The sequence below is a fragment of the Embleya sp. AB8 genome, assembly GCF_049739465.1.
GTDB lineage: Bacteria > Actinomycetota > Actinomycetes > Streptomycetales > Streptomycetaceae > Embleya.
Genome location: NZ_JBMHHY010000008.1, coordinates 227,567 through 243,752 on the forward strand (window position 1 = coordinate 227,567; position 16,186 = coordinate 243,752).

Annotated in this window: 1 protein-coding gene; it reads right to left on the reverse strand. The window is 72.5% G+C overall.

Going from position 1 to position 16,186, the window contains the following annotated elements:
- Positions 1-64: 64 nt before the first annotated feature.
- The gene (locus ABIA38_RS14035; RefSeq protein WP_424638920.1) at positions 65-16,126 is read right to left on the reverse strand and encodes an amino acid adenylation domain-containing protein; all 16,062 of its coding nucleotides are present in this window, start codon (positions 16,124-16,126) and stop codon (positions 65-67) included.
- Positions 16,127-16,186 lie beyond the last annotated feature (60 nt).

Below are 16,186 nucleotides of genomic sequence, written 5' to 3' on the forward strand. Positions count from 1 at the left end.
CGTTCCATTCGTCCGGCAAAGAGAGAGCGGGTGGATGGGATACGGGCGCCCGACGGTGCGGGGGTCACCCGGTCTGCCCGGCCAGGCGGCGGCCGACGATCTCGCAGATCGCCGCCGCGGGTCCGGGCAGGTACATGTCCTGGTGCGTGCTGTCGATGTCGTGGCTGTGCACGGACCCGTCGACGTGCTGTCGCCACCTTTCCGCGTAGGACTCCTCCGTATCCAGCGCCGCATTGAAGAACACCACGTCACCTCGGTAGACCGGCGAGGTGAATTGCTCCAGGATCCGCATGTGATCGAGCATCAGGGAAACCGCGTTGTCGAGGAAGGACTCGTACTCGGCCGGATCCGTGAAATGCACGAGGTGCGTCTTGAAGAAGTCCCGGGTCTGCGCCAGGTCGGGTGCCCGGCCGGCGACGAAGTATGTGGTCGGCACGCTGTCGAGCAGCGCGAGCAGCTCCACCTCGTGCCCCCGCCGCTGCAACTCCGCGGCCATCGCGTGGGCGATCGTGCCGCCGATGGACAGTCCCAGCAGGTTGAAGGGGCCTTCCGGCTGGATCGACAACACCTGCTCGACATAGTCGGCGACCATCTCCTCCAGCGACTCGGGCCGCGGCGTCACGCCGTCGAAGCCGCGGGCCTGGATCCCGTACATCGGCCGATCCCCGCGCAACCTGTTGGCGAAGCCGAGGTAGAGCCAGCACAGACCCGAACCGGGGTGAATCCACCACAGCGGCGTCCCGCTGCCCCCGGTCCGCAGCGGCAGCACGACCGCGAACGGATCCGAGGAGAAGGTGGTTTCGGTCGCCTTGGCCAGTTCCTCGGCCAGTGCCGCGACGGTGCGGTGCTCGAACAACATCCGGATCGGCACATCGACGCCCAGCACCGCGCGGATCCGGCCGATCACCTTGGTCGCCAGCAGCGAATGCCCGCCGATCGCAAAGAAATCGTCGTCGACGCCGACCCGCTCCACCTCCAGCGTCTCCGCGAACAGGCCCGCGAGGATGCTCTCCTCGGCCGTCTGCGGCGCGCGGCCCACCACACCGGCGAACTCCGGCGTCGGCAGCGCGGCCCGGTCCGGCTTCCCACTCGCGGTCAGCGGCAACCGGTCCAGCGTCACGAACCACGCCGGCACCATGAAGTCCGGCAGCCGGTGCGCCAGGAAGTCGCGCAGCTCGCCCTCGGCCGGACCGGTGCCGCCGGGACCGGCCGGTACCACGTAGCCCACCAGGTGTTTGCCCGCCGGTCCGGGACGGGCGATCACGGTCGCCTGCGCCACCCCGGGGTGGGTCGTCAACGCCGCCTCCACCTCGCCTGGTTCGATGCGGTAGCCGCGGATCTTGACCTGGTCGTCGGCCCGGCCCCGGAAGACCAGCTCGCCGTCCGCCGTCCAGGCCGCCACATCGCCGGTGCGGTACATCCGCTCGCCCGGCGCACCGAACGGGCACGCCACGAACCGCTGTGCGGTCAGCCCGGACCGACCCAGGTAGCCGCGCGCGAGCGACGCGCCCGCCACGTACAACTCGCCCGGCACACCCGCCGGCACCGGACGCAATGCGTCGTCGAGCACGTACGCCCGGGTGTTGGTGATGGGCCGCCCGATGGGCGGGACTTGGCCGTCGCCGGTCAGTGGTGTGCTCATGGTGGCGATGACGGTGGTTTCCGTCGGCCCGTAGGCGTTGATCATCCGATGGTCGGCCGACCAGGCGGCCACCACGTCCGGCGGCGTTGCGTCACCGCCGACCACCAGCGACTCGACAGCGGACAACGACCCGACCGGCAGCACTGCCAGCACCGCGGGCGGCAGGAGGAGGTGCGTCACCCGGTGTGCGGCGATCGTCCCGGCCAGCGGAACTCCCGGAGCGAGCGCGTCCTTGCCGGCCAGCACGAGGGTCGCCCCGGACAGCAGCGCCGTGCACATTTCCCACACCGATGCGTCGAAGCTCGGTGAGGCGAACTGCAACACCCGGCTCTCCCGGGTGACCCCCAGTCGCTCGACCTGGGTGGCGACCAGGCTCGCGACGCCCGTGTGGGTGACCGCCACACCCTTGGGCCGACCCGTCGAGCCCGACGTGTAGATCACGTACGCCGTATTGGCCGCCACGGCGGCCCCCGGCCGTCCCTCGCCAACCACCACTCCGGCGGCCTCGGCGTCGTCCACCCGCAGCACCGGCACCGCCGACTCGGGCAACTTCCCGACGGTCGTGGCGTCCACCAACAACAGGCCGGCGCCGGAGTCCGCCATCATGAACGTGATCCGCTCGTCCGGATACGCCGCATCGATCGGCAGATACGCCCCACCCGCCTTCAACACGGCCAATACCGCGACGATCGACTCCGGTGAGCGCGCCAGTGCCACGCCCACCACGGACTCCCGGCCCACGCCGCGCGCGGCCAGGACGTGCGCGAGCGCGTTCGCCCGCTCGTCCAGCTCGCGGTAGGTCAGCGACGTCTCCTCGAAGACCACCGCCGTCGCGTCCGGCGACTGCGCGACCCGGGCCTCGAACAGCTCCGGCACGGTGCCCTGCGGCACCTGCGCCGCAGTGTCGTTGAACTCACCCAGCAGCCGGTCGCGTTCGGCCGGCTCCAACAGGTCCACTGCGCCCACCCGCGCCGCCGGATCCGCCGCCACCCGGCGCAGGATCGCTACGAAGCGGGCGGCGATCTCCTCGGCGGCGTCGCGGTCGAACAGGTGGTTCTGATACTGAAGAGCCACTCGCAGGTGGGGGTCCGCCGTCGCGACCACGGTCAGCGCATAGTGGGAGCCGGAGTCCGGGGTGATCCCGGTGATCTCGATGCCCGCGATCGTGTGGGCTTCGCCGAGGCCCGTCCGGTCGACGGGGTAGGACTCGAACGCGACGAGGGTGTCGAACAGGGTGCCGAGACCGGTGTCCCGGTGGATGTCGGTCAGCCCGTAGTGGTGGTGGTCGAGCAGCGCGCCCTGCCGCGCCTGCAGGTCGGTGAGCAGCCCGGCAAGCGTGCCCGCGGGGGCGCAACGTACGCGCACCGGCAGGGTGTTGATGAACAGCCCGACCATCTCGTCCACGCCCGGCACGGCGGCCGGGCGGCCGGAGACCGTGGCACCGAAGACGACATCCTGACTGCCCGTCAGCCCGGCGAGCAGGATCCCCCAGGCCCCCTGCACCAGCGTGTTCAGCGTCACGCCCAGCTCGGCCGCGCGCCTGGACAGGTCGCGGGCGGCGTCCCCCGGCAGCGGGACGTCGACCGCGCCGACCGTGCCCGCCTGCTCCGCCCCGGACCCGGCGGCGGGGGCGAGCAGGGTGGGCTCGTCGATGCCCGCCAACTCGCCGGCCCACGCCCGGCGCGACTGCTCGCGGTCCTGCTCGGCCAACCACACCAGGAAGTCCCGGAAGCCGCGCCGCTCGGGCAGGGCAGCGGTATCTCCGGCAGCCCCGTACAGGCGCAGCAGGTCCGCCATCAGCAGCGGCAACGACCAGCCGTCGACCAGCACATGGTGCGCGGTGAAGACGAGTTCGGCGCGCGCCGGGCCCAGGGTGACCAGGGTCATCCGCAGCAGCGGCGGTGCGGCCGGATCGAAGTGGGCGTCCTGTCCGTCCGCGAGCAGTCGTGCGAACGCGGCGTCGCGCTCCTCGGTGTCGAGGCTGGTGAGGTCGTGGTACTGCCATGGCAGTTCGGCGTGTGCCGGGACGACCTGCATCAGGTCGCCGGCGCCGTCGGGGACGAACGCGGTGCGCAGGTTGGGGTATCGGTCGAGCAGCGCCTGCCCGGCCGCGCGCATGCGCGCCGGATCCACGGATCCGGACAGGTGCAGGACGAACTGCATGTGGTACGCGTCGAACGCCGAATCCGCCAGCATGGCGTGGAACAGCAGCCCGGACTGCAGGGCGGTGAGCGGCCACACGTCCAGCAGGCCCGGGTAGCGCTTCTCCCACAGCTCGATGTCGCGCTGACGCGCCGACACCAGCGGCAGGTCCGACGGGGTCAGCCCGCCTGCGCCCGGCTCGGCGACATGTCGCGCGAGCCCTTCGAGCGCGGCACACCACAGGTCGGCGAACTCCTGCACCTCGTCCTGGGAGAGGACACCCGTGGGAAAGCGGAACACCGCGTCGAGCCGGGCTCCCGCCGCCGATTCGACGACGAAGGCGTTGACGTCGACGGTTGCCATCGCGGGCATGTCCGCGTCGAGTTCCGGAAGCAGCCCGGCCGCATCGGCGGCTTCGGTCCAGCCGAGCCCGCGCAGGTTTTCGGGCATGTCGGCGGCGGAGAATCGGCCGAGGTAGTTGAACGCGAGCTGTCCGGCCGGGAGTTCGCGCAACACCGCGCCGGTCTCGGGGTTGAGGTGGCGCAGCAGGCCGTAGCCGACGCCCCGGTCCGGGACGGCGAGCAACTGCTCCTTGACCGCCTTGACCACTCGGCCGGCGGCCGGTCCACCGGCGAACGCCTCATCGAGATCGACACCCGGCACGTCCAGTCGGACCGGGAACATGCTGGTGAACCAGCCGACCGTTCGCGACAAGTCCGCGCCCGGCACCACACCTTCCTCCCGGCCATGGCCTTCCAGCCGTACCAGGGCCGACGACTCGTCAACGCCCCTGGCGCGCCGCCACTTCGCCAGCGCGACCGCGAGGCCGGCCAGCAGACCGTCGTTGACACCGCCCCGGAACGCCGCCGGCAGCGTGGTCAGGACGGCTTCGGTGACGGCGACGGGCAGCCGCACCTGGAGGGACTCCACGGTGGCCATGACGTCCACGACGGGGTCCAGTGCCCGGGCGCCGAGGAGCGGGTCCGGGCCGTCCGACATCGCCTGCCAGAAGGGCAGTTCCGCCGTGCGCTGCGGGCCGGCCGCCGCGTCGACCAGCGCGTGGGTCCAGCGCCGCGCCGAGGTCGCCACCGGCGGCAGCTCCGGCGTCCGCCCGGCCCGTACCTGTTGCCAGGCGGCGGCCAGATCGGGCAGCAGGATCCGCCACGACACACCGTCCACCACCAGGTGATGCAGCACGATCAGCAGCCGACCCGCACCCCGCTCGGCGTCGAACCACACGAACTGCGCCATCACCCCGGCCACCGGATCCAACCGACCCGCCGCCGCATCCAGCTCCGCCGTCGCCGCCTGCCGCCACGACGCGTCGTCCCACCGGCCGGCGCACCCGACCCGGCGGAGCAGTCCCGCCACGCCGACCGAGCCCGGCGCCGCGATCCGCATGCCGCCACCGGCGCCATCGCCATCGCCATCGCCATCGCCGTCTTCGTCGTCGGGTATCAGGGTCGAGCGCAGCACGTCGTGATGGTCGAGTACCGCGGTCAGCGTCGCCACCAGTCCGGCCCGGTCGACGTCCTCGGGCAGCTCGACGATCGTCGACATCGAGAACCGGTCGAAGCCGCCGCCCAGTTCCCGCACATGCCGCGCGATCGGCGGCAGCGGCATCCGGCCGACGCCGCCGCCTTCGAGCTCCTCGAGGACGGGTCCCGCAGGCCGGTCGGCGGAGGCGACTTCGGCCAGTTCGGCGACGGTGCGGCGTTCGAAGATCTGCCGTGGGCTGACCTCGACACCGTGCGCGCGGGCCCGGGAGACGACCTGGATGGAACGGATGCTGTCCCCGCCGACCGCGAAGAAGTCGTCGTCGACGCCGACCCGTTCCAGACCCAGCACCTCCGCGTACACCCGCGCCAACACCTCCTCGGCCGCGGTCTGCGGCGCGCGATAGGTCGAACCCTCGAACACCGGCTCCGGCAACGCCGCACGATCCAACTTGCCGTTCGGCGCCAACGGCAACCGATCCACCACCACGAACACCGCCGGCACCATGAACTCCGGCAACCGACCCGCCACGAACCGACGCAACTCCCGCACCGAAACCCCGGCGGTCAGGTCGACCTCGCCGTCGCCGAAGCCGAAGTCCGCGCCGCCGCGATCGGTCCCACCGGCCCCCGCGGCGACCACGTAGCCCACCAGCCGCTTTGCCCTACCGGCGGTGCCGCCCTCGTGCACGGTCACCGCCGCTTCCGCCACGCCGGGGTGGGCGGTCAGCGCGGCCTCGACCTCGCCCGGCTCGATCCGGAACCCGCGCACCTTGACCTGCTCGTCGGCCCGACCGGCGTACTCAAGCCGGCCGTCCGCAGTCCAGCGGGCCAGGTCACCGGTGCGGTACATGCGTTCGCCCGGCACGCCGAACGGGCAGGCCACGAACCGCTCCGCGGTCAGCCCGGTACGGCCGTGATAGCCGCGGGCCAATACACCGGCCACATACAACTCGCCGGTCACCCCCGGCGGCACCGGCACCAGACCGGCGCCCAGCACATACGCGCGCATGTTTTTGAGCGGCCTGCCGATCGGTGTGCTGCCCGTGCCCGTCCATTCGTCCGCGCCCGGCAAGGCGAAGACCGTGGCGTAGAAACTCTCGGTCTGGCCGTACGAGTTGATCACCCGTACGCCCGGGATCGCCTCGCGCACCCGGGCCACCAACGCGGCCGGCAGCGCCTCCCCGGCGAAGACCACCGCATCGACCGCGACCTTCCCGGCCACCTGATCCAACAACTCGGCGAACACCGACGGCACCGTACTGATCACACCGCCACGCCGGCCGCTCTGTTCGACCAAGGCCAGTACGTCACGCACCACTTCGACGGTTCCGCCGGCCGCCAGCGTCGCGAACGTCTCGAACACCGACACGTCGAAGTTCACCGACGTCCCCGCCGTCAGCCACGTGCCCGGCTCGATGCCCACCGAGGACGCGAGACCCAGCACATCGTTGACCACCGTGCCGTGCGGAACGACCACACCCTTCGGCGTCCCGGTGGAGCCGGAGGTGTACATCACGTACGCCGCATGCCCCGCCCGCAGCCGAGCCGAGCGGTCCTCGTCGCCGAGGTCGGCGTCCCCCTCGGCCGCCCCCACAGCGAGGTCACCGACGAACAACCGCGGGATGCCGCCGTCGGGCAGCACGCCGACCGTCGCGGCATCGGTGAGGATCAGCTTCGGTCGGGCCTCGGCCAGGATGTGGGCCAGCCGCGCGCTCGGATAGCGCGGATCGACCGGCAGATACGCCCCACCCGCCTTCAACACGCCCAGCAGCGCGACCAGCAACTCCGTCGACCGCGGCAGCGCCAACGCCACCACCGACTCCGGACCCACCCCACACCCCACCAGCACCCGCGCCAGTCGGTTCGCCCGCGCATTCACCTCCCCATACGTCAGCTGCTCGGCACCACACACCACCGCGAGCGCGTCCGGCGTCCGCGCGGCCTGCCGCTCCACCAGCGCCGGCACCGTCACCTCCGGCACCGGCACGGACGTGTCGTTGAACCCGCGCAGCACCGACTCCCGCTCGGCCGGCGCCAACACCTCCACCACACCTACCGGAACTCCCGGCTCCGCCACCACCCGCCGCAACACCCGGACGAAACGCGCCGCCAGACCCTCGACCGTCCGCCGCTCGAACAGGTCGGTCGCGTACTCGACGGTGCCCACGGCACCTTCGCCGGTCAGCTCGGCCATGTTGAAGAACAGGTCGAACTTCGCGGTTCCGGTCGACAGCGGTTCGAGCGCGACCCGCAACCCGGCGAGCTCGAAGTCGGACCTGGCGATGTTCTGCCAGGCGAACATGACCTGGAACAGGGGGTGGTACGCGGTGGACCGCTCGGGGTTGAGCGCCTCCACCAGTCGCTCGAACGGCGCGTCCTGGTTGTCGTAGGCGGCCACCGCCTTGGTCCGCACCCGGCCGAGCAGTTCCGCGAACGTGGGGTTCCCGGACAGGTCCGCCCGCAACACCCAGGTGTTGACGAAGAACCCGACCAGGTCGGCCAGGTCCTCGTCGGTGCGACCGGCGATCGGGGAGCCCATCGGGATGTCCTCGCCGCCACCGAGCCGGTGCAGCAGCACCGCGAGCGCCGACTGCAACACCATCGACACCGTCGCGCCGTGCGCCCGGGCCAACTCCTCGACCGCAGCCAGCAGTTCAGGCTCGAAGGCGAAGTCCACCCCGGCGCCGCGATGGGACGCCGCCGGCGGGCGCGGGTGGTCGGTCGGCAACTGCAACGGCTGCGGCACCCCCGCCAACTCGCCGCGCCAGTAGTCGACCTGGCTGGACAACACGCTGCCGGGCTCGGCCTCCTCACCCAGCAACTCCCGCTGCCACAACGTGTAGTCGACGTACTGCACCGGCAACTCCGGCCACTGCGGCGCCGCTCCCCGGACCCGGGCCGCATACGCGACGGACAGATCACGCGCGAGCGGCACCATCGACTCGCCGTCCGCCGCGATGTGGTGCATCACCAGGGCCACGACGTGCTCATCGGGGGCGCACCGGAGCACCGACGCGCGCAGCGGGATCTCGGCGGAGAGCTCGAACCGGTGGGCGACGAGTGCCGCGACGGCGTGGTCCACCGCGCCCGGCTCCACATCCACCACCGGCACGTCCACCCGCGCCTCGGCGACCGGGAGTACCCGCTGGCCGGGAGTGCCCTCGTCGTCCTCGACGATCACGGTGCGCAGGCTCTCGTGCCGGGCCACCACGTCCCGCACCGCACTCGCCAACGCCGCCACGTCCAGCGCGCCACGGGTGCGCAGGACGAACGGGGTGTTGTACGTCGCGGACGGGCCCTCGAAGCGGTCGATGAACCACAATCGCCGCTGCGCGAAGGACAACGGCGCCCGGTCCCGGCGCTCTTGGGTCCGGCGCAGCTCGGGCCGGGTGCCCGGCCCGGTCGGCAGCCGCTCGACCAGTGTCGCGACGGTGGGTGCGTCGAACACCGCCCGGATGGGGATGTCGACGCCGAGTACGGTCCGGATGCGGCTGATCAGCCGGGTGGCGAGGAGCGAATGCCCGCCGATCGCGAAGAAGTCGTCGTCGACGCCGACCCGGTCCAGGCCGAGCACCTCGGCGAACAGGCCGCACAGGGCTTCCTCCCGAGGCGTTCGCGGGGCCCGGGCCGTCGACACACCGACATAGTCGGGGGCCGGCAGCGCCCGCCGGTCCAGCTTGCCGTTCGGCGTCAGCGGGATCTCGCCGATGGCCACCACGGCCGACGGCACCAGGTACTCCGGCAGCCGCTCCTGTACGTACCCGCGCAATGCGGCGACCAGCGTTCCCACCTCGCGGGCTCCCGCCGGATCGTTCACCAGCGCCCGGTCGGCTCGCCCCGAGGGCAGGTACCCGCCGGTGAACACCCGGCCGACGGGCTCGCCTTCGGGGAAGACGACCGCATCGAAGCACTCGACCGCCTCGGCCGACCAGGTCTGCAGCACACCCCAGCCCCGCGCGTCGGCCCAGTCGCGCAGTTCCTGCGGATCGACCGCCGGGCCCCGCGTCGCGGGCGGGGCGACGACCGAGGCCGCCGCGGCGAGCGCGACCTCGCCGACGAGCCGGGCGTTCGGGATGCCCGCGACGCGCAGCGGCGCCGCGCCCCGCCGCCGGCACAGCTCCGCCAGGCCGCCGAGATCGGCGACGTCGCGGCCCCAGGCGAGGACCGAAAGTCCGTCCAGCGGCTCCGCGTCCGCCGGCGTGCGATGCAGCGTCACCTCGTAGCGGTGGCGGGTCAGCTCGTTGTGCGCCCGGCCGGGCTTCAGCCGGATGTCGACCCCGGCGCCGTGCTCCGCCGCCCAGCGGGCGAACCACTCCGGGTCGAGCACGAGTTCCTTCTCCAGCAGCACGGCCTGCTCCACTGCGGCACGCACGGTGGATGCGGTCGCGGCCGGATGCCGGGTACGTTGCGCGGCGGCCTGCAGCACCCGCAGCGACGCCGCGTGCCGGACGTCTCCCACGACGAGCCGCCCGCCGGGAGCGAGCAGTTCCATCGCCCGGGTCAGCACCCGGTCCAGGTAGTCGTCGTCCGGGAAGTACTGGACGACGGAGTTGAGCACGACGACGTCGAACCAGCCGCGGGGCAGCCCCGACGTGTCGTCCGCAGGCCGGCAGTGCAGCCGCACGCGGTCGCCCCAGCCGGCCTGATCCGCCTGGGCCCGCAGCCGGTCGATCGCCGCGGGCGAGATGTCCGTGCCCCAGTACTCCGCCACCTCCGGGACGATTCGGGAGAGCAGCAGCCCGGATCCGACGCCGAGCTCCAGCACCCGTCGCGGCGACCCGTCGGTCACCTGCGCCACCGCCGCGTCCCGCCACGCCGACATCTCCGCAAGGGGGATCGGCGCACCGGTGTAGCTGGAGTTCCAGCCCCGGAAGTCCTCGCCCCAGGCCGCCGGTTCGGTGGCCGCGTACACCTGCTCGTAGACCTGCTGCCACTCGTCGACCTGCTCCACCGCGGCGGCGTCGGAACCGGTCACGGCCGGTACGACGTACCCGACCAGGCGCCGGTCGCCGGGCCGGTCGTCCCACACCACGACGGCCTGCGCCACCCCGGGGTGGGTCGTCAACGCCGCCTCCACCTCGCCTGGTTCGATGCGGTAGCCGCGGATCTTGACCTGGTCGTCGGCCCGGCCCCGGAAGACCAGCTCGCCGTCCGCCGTCCAGGCCGCCACATCGCCGGTGCGGTACATGCGCTCGCCCGGCGCGCCGAACGGGCAGGCCACGAACCGCTGTGCGGTCAATCCCGACCGGCCCAGGTAGCCGCGCGCGAGCGACGCGCCCGCCACGTACAACTCGCCTGCCACCCCGGGCGGCACCGGACGCAGCGCGTCGTCCAGCACAAAGACCCGCGTGTTGGTGATCGGCCGGCCGATCGGCGGCACCTCGCCGCCACCCGTCAACGGCGCACTCGTCGTCGCACAGACCGTGGTCTCCGTCGGCCCGTACGCATTGATCATCCGACGACCCACCGACCACACGGCCACCAGCTCCGGCGAGGTCGCGTCACCCGCCACCACCAGCGACTCGACGCTCGACAGGGAGCCGTCCGGCAGGGTGGGGAGCACCGCGGGCGGCAGGGTCGCATGGGTCACCCGCTGCGCGTCGACCGTCCCGGCCAACGGAGCTCCCGGGGCAAGCGCGTCCTTGCCGGCCAGCACGAGGGTCGCCCCGGACAGCAGCGCCATGCACATCTCCCACACCGATGCGTCGAAGCTCGGCGAGGCGAACTGCAACACCCGACTCTCCGGGGTGACCCCCAGTCGCTCGACCTGGGTGGCGACCAGGCTCGCGACGCCCGTGTGGGTGACCGCCACTCCCTTGGGCCGACCCGTCGAGCCCGACGTGTAGATCACGTACGCCGTATTGGCCTGCACAGCCGGACACGACCGCACCCCGTCGGCCACCGCCCCGGCGGCCTCCGGGCTGTCCACGTGCAACATCGGAACCGGCAGTTCGGGCAACTCCCCGGCAGTCGCCGCGTCCACCAGCAACAGGCGAGCGCCGGAGTCGGCCATCATGAACGTGATCCGCTCGTCCGGATACGCCGCATCGATCGGCAGATACGCCCCACCCGACTTCAACACGGCCAATACCGCGACCACGAGTTCGGGCGACCGGGACACCGCCACCGCCACCACCGACTCGGGCCCCACGCCGCGCGCGGCCAGGACGTGCGCGAGTGCGTTCGCCCGCTCGTCCAGTTCGCGGTAGGTCAGCGATGTCTCCTCGAAGACCACCGCCGTGGCGTCCGGCGACTGCGCGACCCGTGCCTCGAACAGCTCCGGCACGGTGCCCTGCGGTACCTGCGCCGCGGTCTCGTTGAATCCACGCAGCAGCCGGTCGCGTTCGGCCGGCTCCAACAGGTCCACCGCGCACACCGGTACGTCCGGATCCGCCGCGAGCTGTTGCAACACCCGTGCGAACCGGACCGCGATACTCCCGACCGCGTCCGGGTCGAAGACGTGCCGCTGGTACTGCAGGGCCACCCGCAGGTATGGGTCGGCGGTGGCCGTCACGGCGAGCGGATAGTGGGTGCCGCTCAACGGACTGATCCCGGTGATCGCCATCCCGCTGCCGGCATTGGCCTCGGTGAGGCCCGCCCGGTCGATGGGGTAGGACTCGAAGCCGACGAGGGTGTCGAACAGCACGTTCAGCCCCGTGGCCTGGTGGATCTCGGTCAGCGGGTAGTGGTGGTGGTCCAGCAGCGCGCCCTGCCGCGCCTGCAGGTCGGTCAGCAGCGCGGCCAGGGAGTCCCCGGGCGCACACCGCACCCGTACCGGCAGGGTGTTGATGAACAGCCCGACCATCTCGTCCACGCCCGCGACCTCGGGCGGGCGGCCGGAGACCGTCGCACCGAAGACCACGTCCCCGCTGCCGGTCAGCCCGGCGAGCAGGATCGCCCAGGCCCCCTGCATCAGCGTATTCAGCGTCACGCCCAACTCCGCGGCGCGCCGCGGCAGTTCGCGCCCCACCTCGGCCGGCAGCGGGACGTCGAACTGCCCGATCCCGGCCGGGGCCGCCTCGGACGCCGCCGCACCGGGGGCGAGCAGGGTGGGCTCCTGCACGCCGTCGAGCTCGCGGGCCCAGGCGCGGGCCGACTCCTCGCGGTGTTGCCGGGACAGCCACACCAGGAAGTCCCGGTATCCGCGCACCCGGGGCAGCGCCGAACCGTCGCCACGGGACCCGTAGAGGCGCAGCAGGTCCTGCATCAGCAGCGGCACCGACCAGCCGTCGAAGAGCACGTGGTTCGCGGTGAACACCAGCTCGGCCCGATCCCGCCCCAGGGTGACCAGGGTCATCCGGAGCAGCGGCGGTGCGGCCGGATCGAAGTGGGCGGCGTGGTCCTCGGCCAGCAGCCGCTCGTACGTCGTGTTGCGCTCCTCGGTGTCGAGGCCGGTGAGGTCGTGGTGCCGCCATGGCAGTTCGGCGTGTGCCGGGACGATCTGCATCAGGTCGCCGGCGCCGTCGGGGACGAACGCGGTGCGCAGGTTGGGGTATCGGTCGAGCAGCGCCTGCCCGGCCGCGCGCATCCGCCCCGGATCCACGGATCCGGACAGGTGGAACACCAGCTGCATCTGATACGCGTCGAAGGTGGCGTCGGCCAGCATGGTGTGGAACAGCAGCCCGGACTGCACGGCGGTGAGCGGCCAGACGTCCGCGAGACCCGGATAGTGCTCCTCCCAGGTGTCGATGTCGTGCTGGTTCACCCGTACCAGCGGCAGGTCCGACGGGGTCAGCCCGCCCGCGCCCGGCTCGGCGACGTGCCGCGCGAGCCCTTCGAGCGCGGCACACCACAGGTCGGCCAGCTCCTGCACCTCGCCGTGGGAGAAGATCCCCGTGGGGAAGTCGAGCACGGCGTCCAGTCGCGCGCCCTCCTCGGTGTCCACCACCATCGAGTTGACCTGTAGCGCGGCCAGGGCCGGCAGGTCGGCGTCCGGCGCCGCGGCCGGCTCGTCGGCGTCCGCGACCTGGGTGAAGCCGAGCCCGCGCAGGTTTTCGGGCATGTCGGCGGCGGAGAATCGGCCGAGGTAGTTGAACGCGAGCTGTCCGGCCGGGAGTTCGCGCAACACCGCGCCGGTCTCGGGGTTGAGGTGGCGCAGCAGGCCGTAGCCGACGCCCCGGTCCGGGACGGCGAGCAGCTGCTCCTTGACCGCCTTGACCACTCGACCGGCGGCCGGTCCACCGGCGAACGCCTCGTCGAGATCGACACCCGCCACGTCGAGCCGGACCGGGAACATGCTGGTGAACCAGCCGACCGTGCGCGACAAGTCCGCCCCCGGCACCACACCTTCCTCCCGGCCGTGGCCTTCCAGCCGGATCAGCACGGACGACTCGTCCGAGCCCTGCGCCCGGCGCCGATGCGCCACCGCCAGTGCCAGGCCGGCCAGCAGACCGTCGTTGACGCCGCCGTGGAACGCCGTGGGCAGCGTGGTCACCAGCGCCTCGGTCACCTGCGCGGACAGCCGTACCCGCACGCTGTCGAGGTCGGCCATCACGTCGCGCGCGGGGTCCAGCGCCCGGGCCCCGAGGAGCGGGTCCGGGCCCGCCAACATCGCCCGCCAGAAGGGCAGTTCCGCCGCGCGCTGGGGACTGGCCGCCGCGTCGACGAGTGCGTGGGTCCAGCGCCGCGCCGAGGTCGCCACCGGTGGCAGCTGCGGCGTCCGCCCGGCCCGTACCTGCTGCCAGGCGGCGGCCAGATCGGGCAACAGGATCCGCCACGACACACCGTCTACGACCAGGTGATGCAGCACGATCAGCAGCCGACCCGGACCCCGCTCGGCGTCGAACCACACGAACTGCGCCATCACCCCGGCCACCGGATCCAGCCGACCCGCCGCCGCATCCAGCTCGGCGGCGGCCAGGGGTTCCCACGCCTCGCCGGCCCAGTGGCCGTCGCACGCCACCCGACGCAGCAGCCCCGCCACCTCGACCGCACCGGCGGGGTCGATCCGCATGCCGTCGGCCCCGGGCAGCAGCGTGGAGCGGAGCACGTCGTGGTGGTCCACGACCGCGGTCAGCGTGGCGAGCAGCCCGGCCCGGTCGAGGTCCGCCGGCAACTCCAGCATGGCCGCGAGCGAGAACCTCCTGTGGCCGCCGCCGAGTTCCATCAGGTATGCCGCGATCGGCGGCAGCGGCATCCGGCCGACGCCGCCGCCCTCCAGTTCCGGCAGCGTCCCGTCCGCGGTGTCTCGACTGCCCGCCACCGTGGCCAGTTCGGCGACGGTGCGGCATTCGAAGATCTGCCGTGGACTGACCTCTACGCCGTGCGCGCGGGCGCGCGAGACGACCTGGATGGAACGGATGCTGTCCCCGCCGACCGCGAAGAAGTCGTCGTCGACGCCGACCCGTTCCAGACCCAGCACCTCCGCGTACACCCGGGCCAACACCTCCTCGGCCGCGGTCTGCGGCGCGCGATAGGTCGAACCCTCGAACACCGGCTCCGGCAACGCCGCACGATCCAACTTGCCGTTCGGCGCCAACGGCAACCGATCCACCACCACGAACACCGCCGGCACCATGAACTCCGGCAACCGACCCGCCACGAACCGACGCAACTCCCGCACCGAAACCCCGGCAGTCAGGTCGATGTCGAGATCGCCCAGGCTGTCGACGGTGCCGAAGCCGCCCTCCTCCGCGCCGACCGGAACGACGTAGCCCACCAGCCGTCGGGCCCCGCCGGCCGGGCCGCCCTCGTGCACGGTCACCACCGCCTGCGCCACACCGGGGTGGGCGGTCAGCGCGGCCTCGACCTCGCCCGGCTCGATCCGGAACCCGCGCACCTTGACCTGCTCGTCGGCCCGGCCGGCGTACTCAAGGCGCCCGTCCGCGCGCCGCCGGGCCAGGTCACCGGTGCGGTACATGCGTTCGCCCGGCGCGCCGAACGGGCAGGCCACGAACCGCTCCGCGGTCAGCCCGGCCCGCCCGCGATAGCCGCGCCCGACGGTGGCGCCGGCCACGTACAGCTCGCCGGTCACCCCCGGCGGCACGGGCCGGAGCCCGGCGCCCAGCACATACGCGCGGACGTTCCCGAGCGGCGTGCCGATCGGTGTACTGCCGGTGCCGGTCCACTCGTCCGTACCCGGGAGCGCGAAGGTGGTGGCGTAGAAGGTCTCGCTCTGGCCGTACGAGTTGACCACCCGCACGCCCGGGATCGCCTCACGCACCCGGGCCACCAACGAGGCCGGCAGCGCCTCCCCGGCGAAGACCACCGCATCGACCGCGACCTTCCCGGCCACCTGATCCAACAACTCGGCGAAGACCGACGGCACCGTACTGATCACACCGCCGCTCCAGCCGCCCTGCTCGGCCAAGGCCAGTACGTCACGCACCACTTCGACGGTTCCGCCGGTGCACAGGGTGGTGAAGGTCTCGAAGACCGACACGTCGAAGTTGACCGAGGTACCGGCCAGCATCCGGGACCCCGCACCGATACCCACGGACGTGGCCAGGCCCAGCACGCCGTTCACTACGTTCCGGTGGGTGATCACCGCGCCCTTCGGCGTCCCGGTGGAGCCGGAGGTGTACATCACGTACGCCGCATGGTCCGGCCGCAGCGGGCCGAGCCGGTTCGGGTCGCCCAGGTCGCCGTTCCCGCCGTTCCCGTCGCCTCCGTCGACCGGGTCGAGGTCGACGTCGTCGAGGCAGAGCAACGGCAGGTCGCCGCCGGGCAGCACGCCCGAGGTCGCCGCATCGGTGAGGGCCAGTTCGGGGCCGGCCTCGGCCAGGATGTGGGCCAGCCGCGCGCTCGGATAGCGCGGGTCGACCGGGAGATACGTCCCACCCGCCTTCAACACGCCCAGCAGCGCGACCACCAGGTCGGCGGAGCGCGGCAGCGCCAGCGCCACCACCGACTCCGTGGCCGACCCCGCGCCCGACCAGCGCCCGGGCCAGTCGGTTCGCCCGCG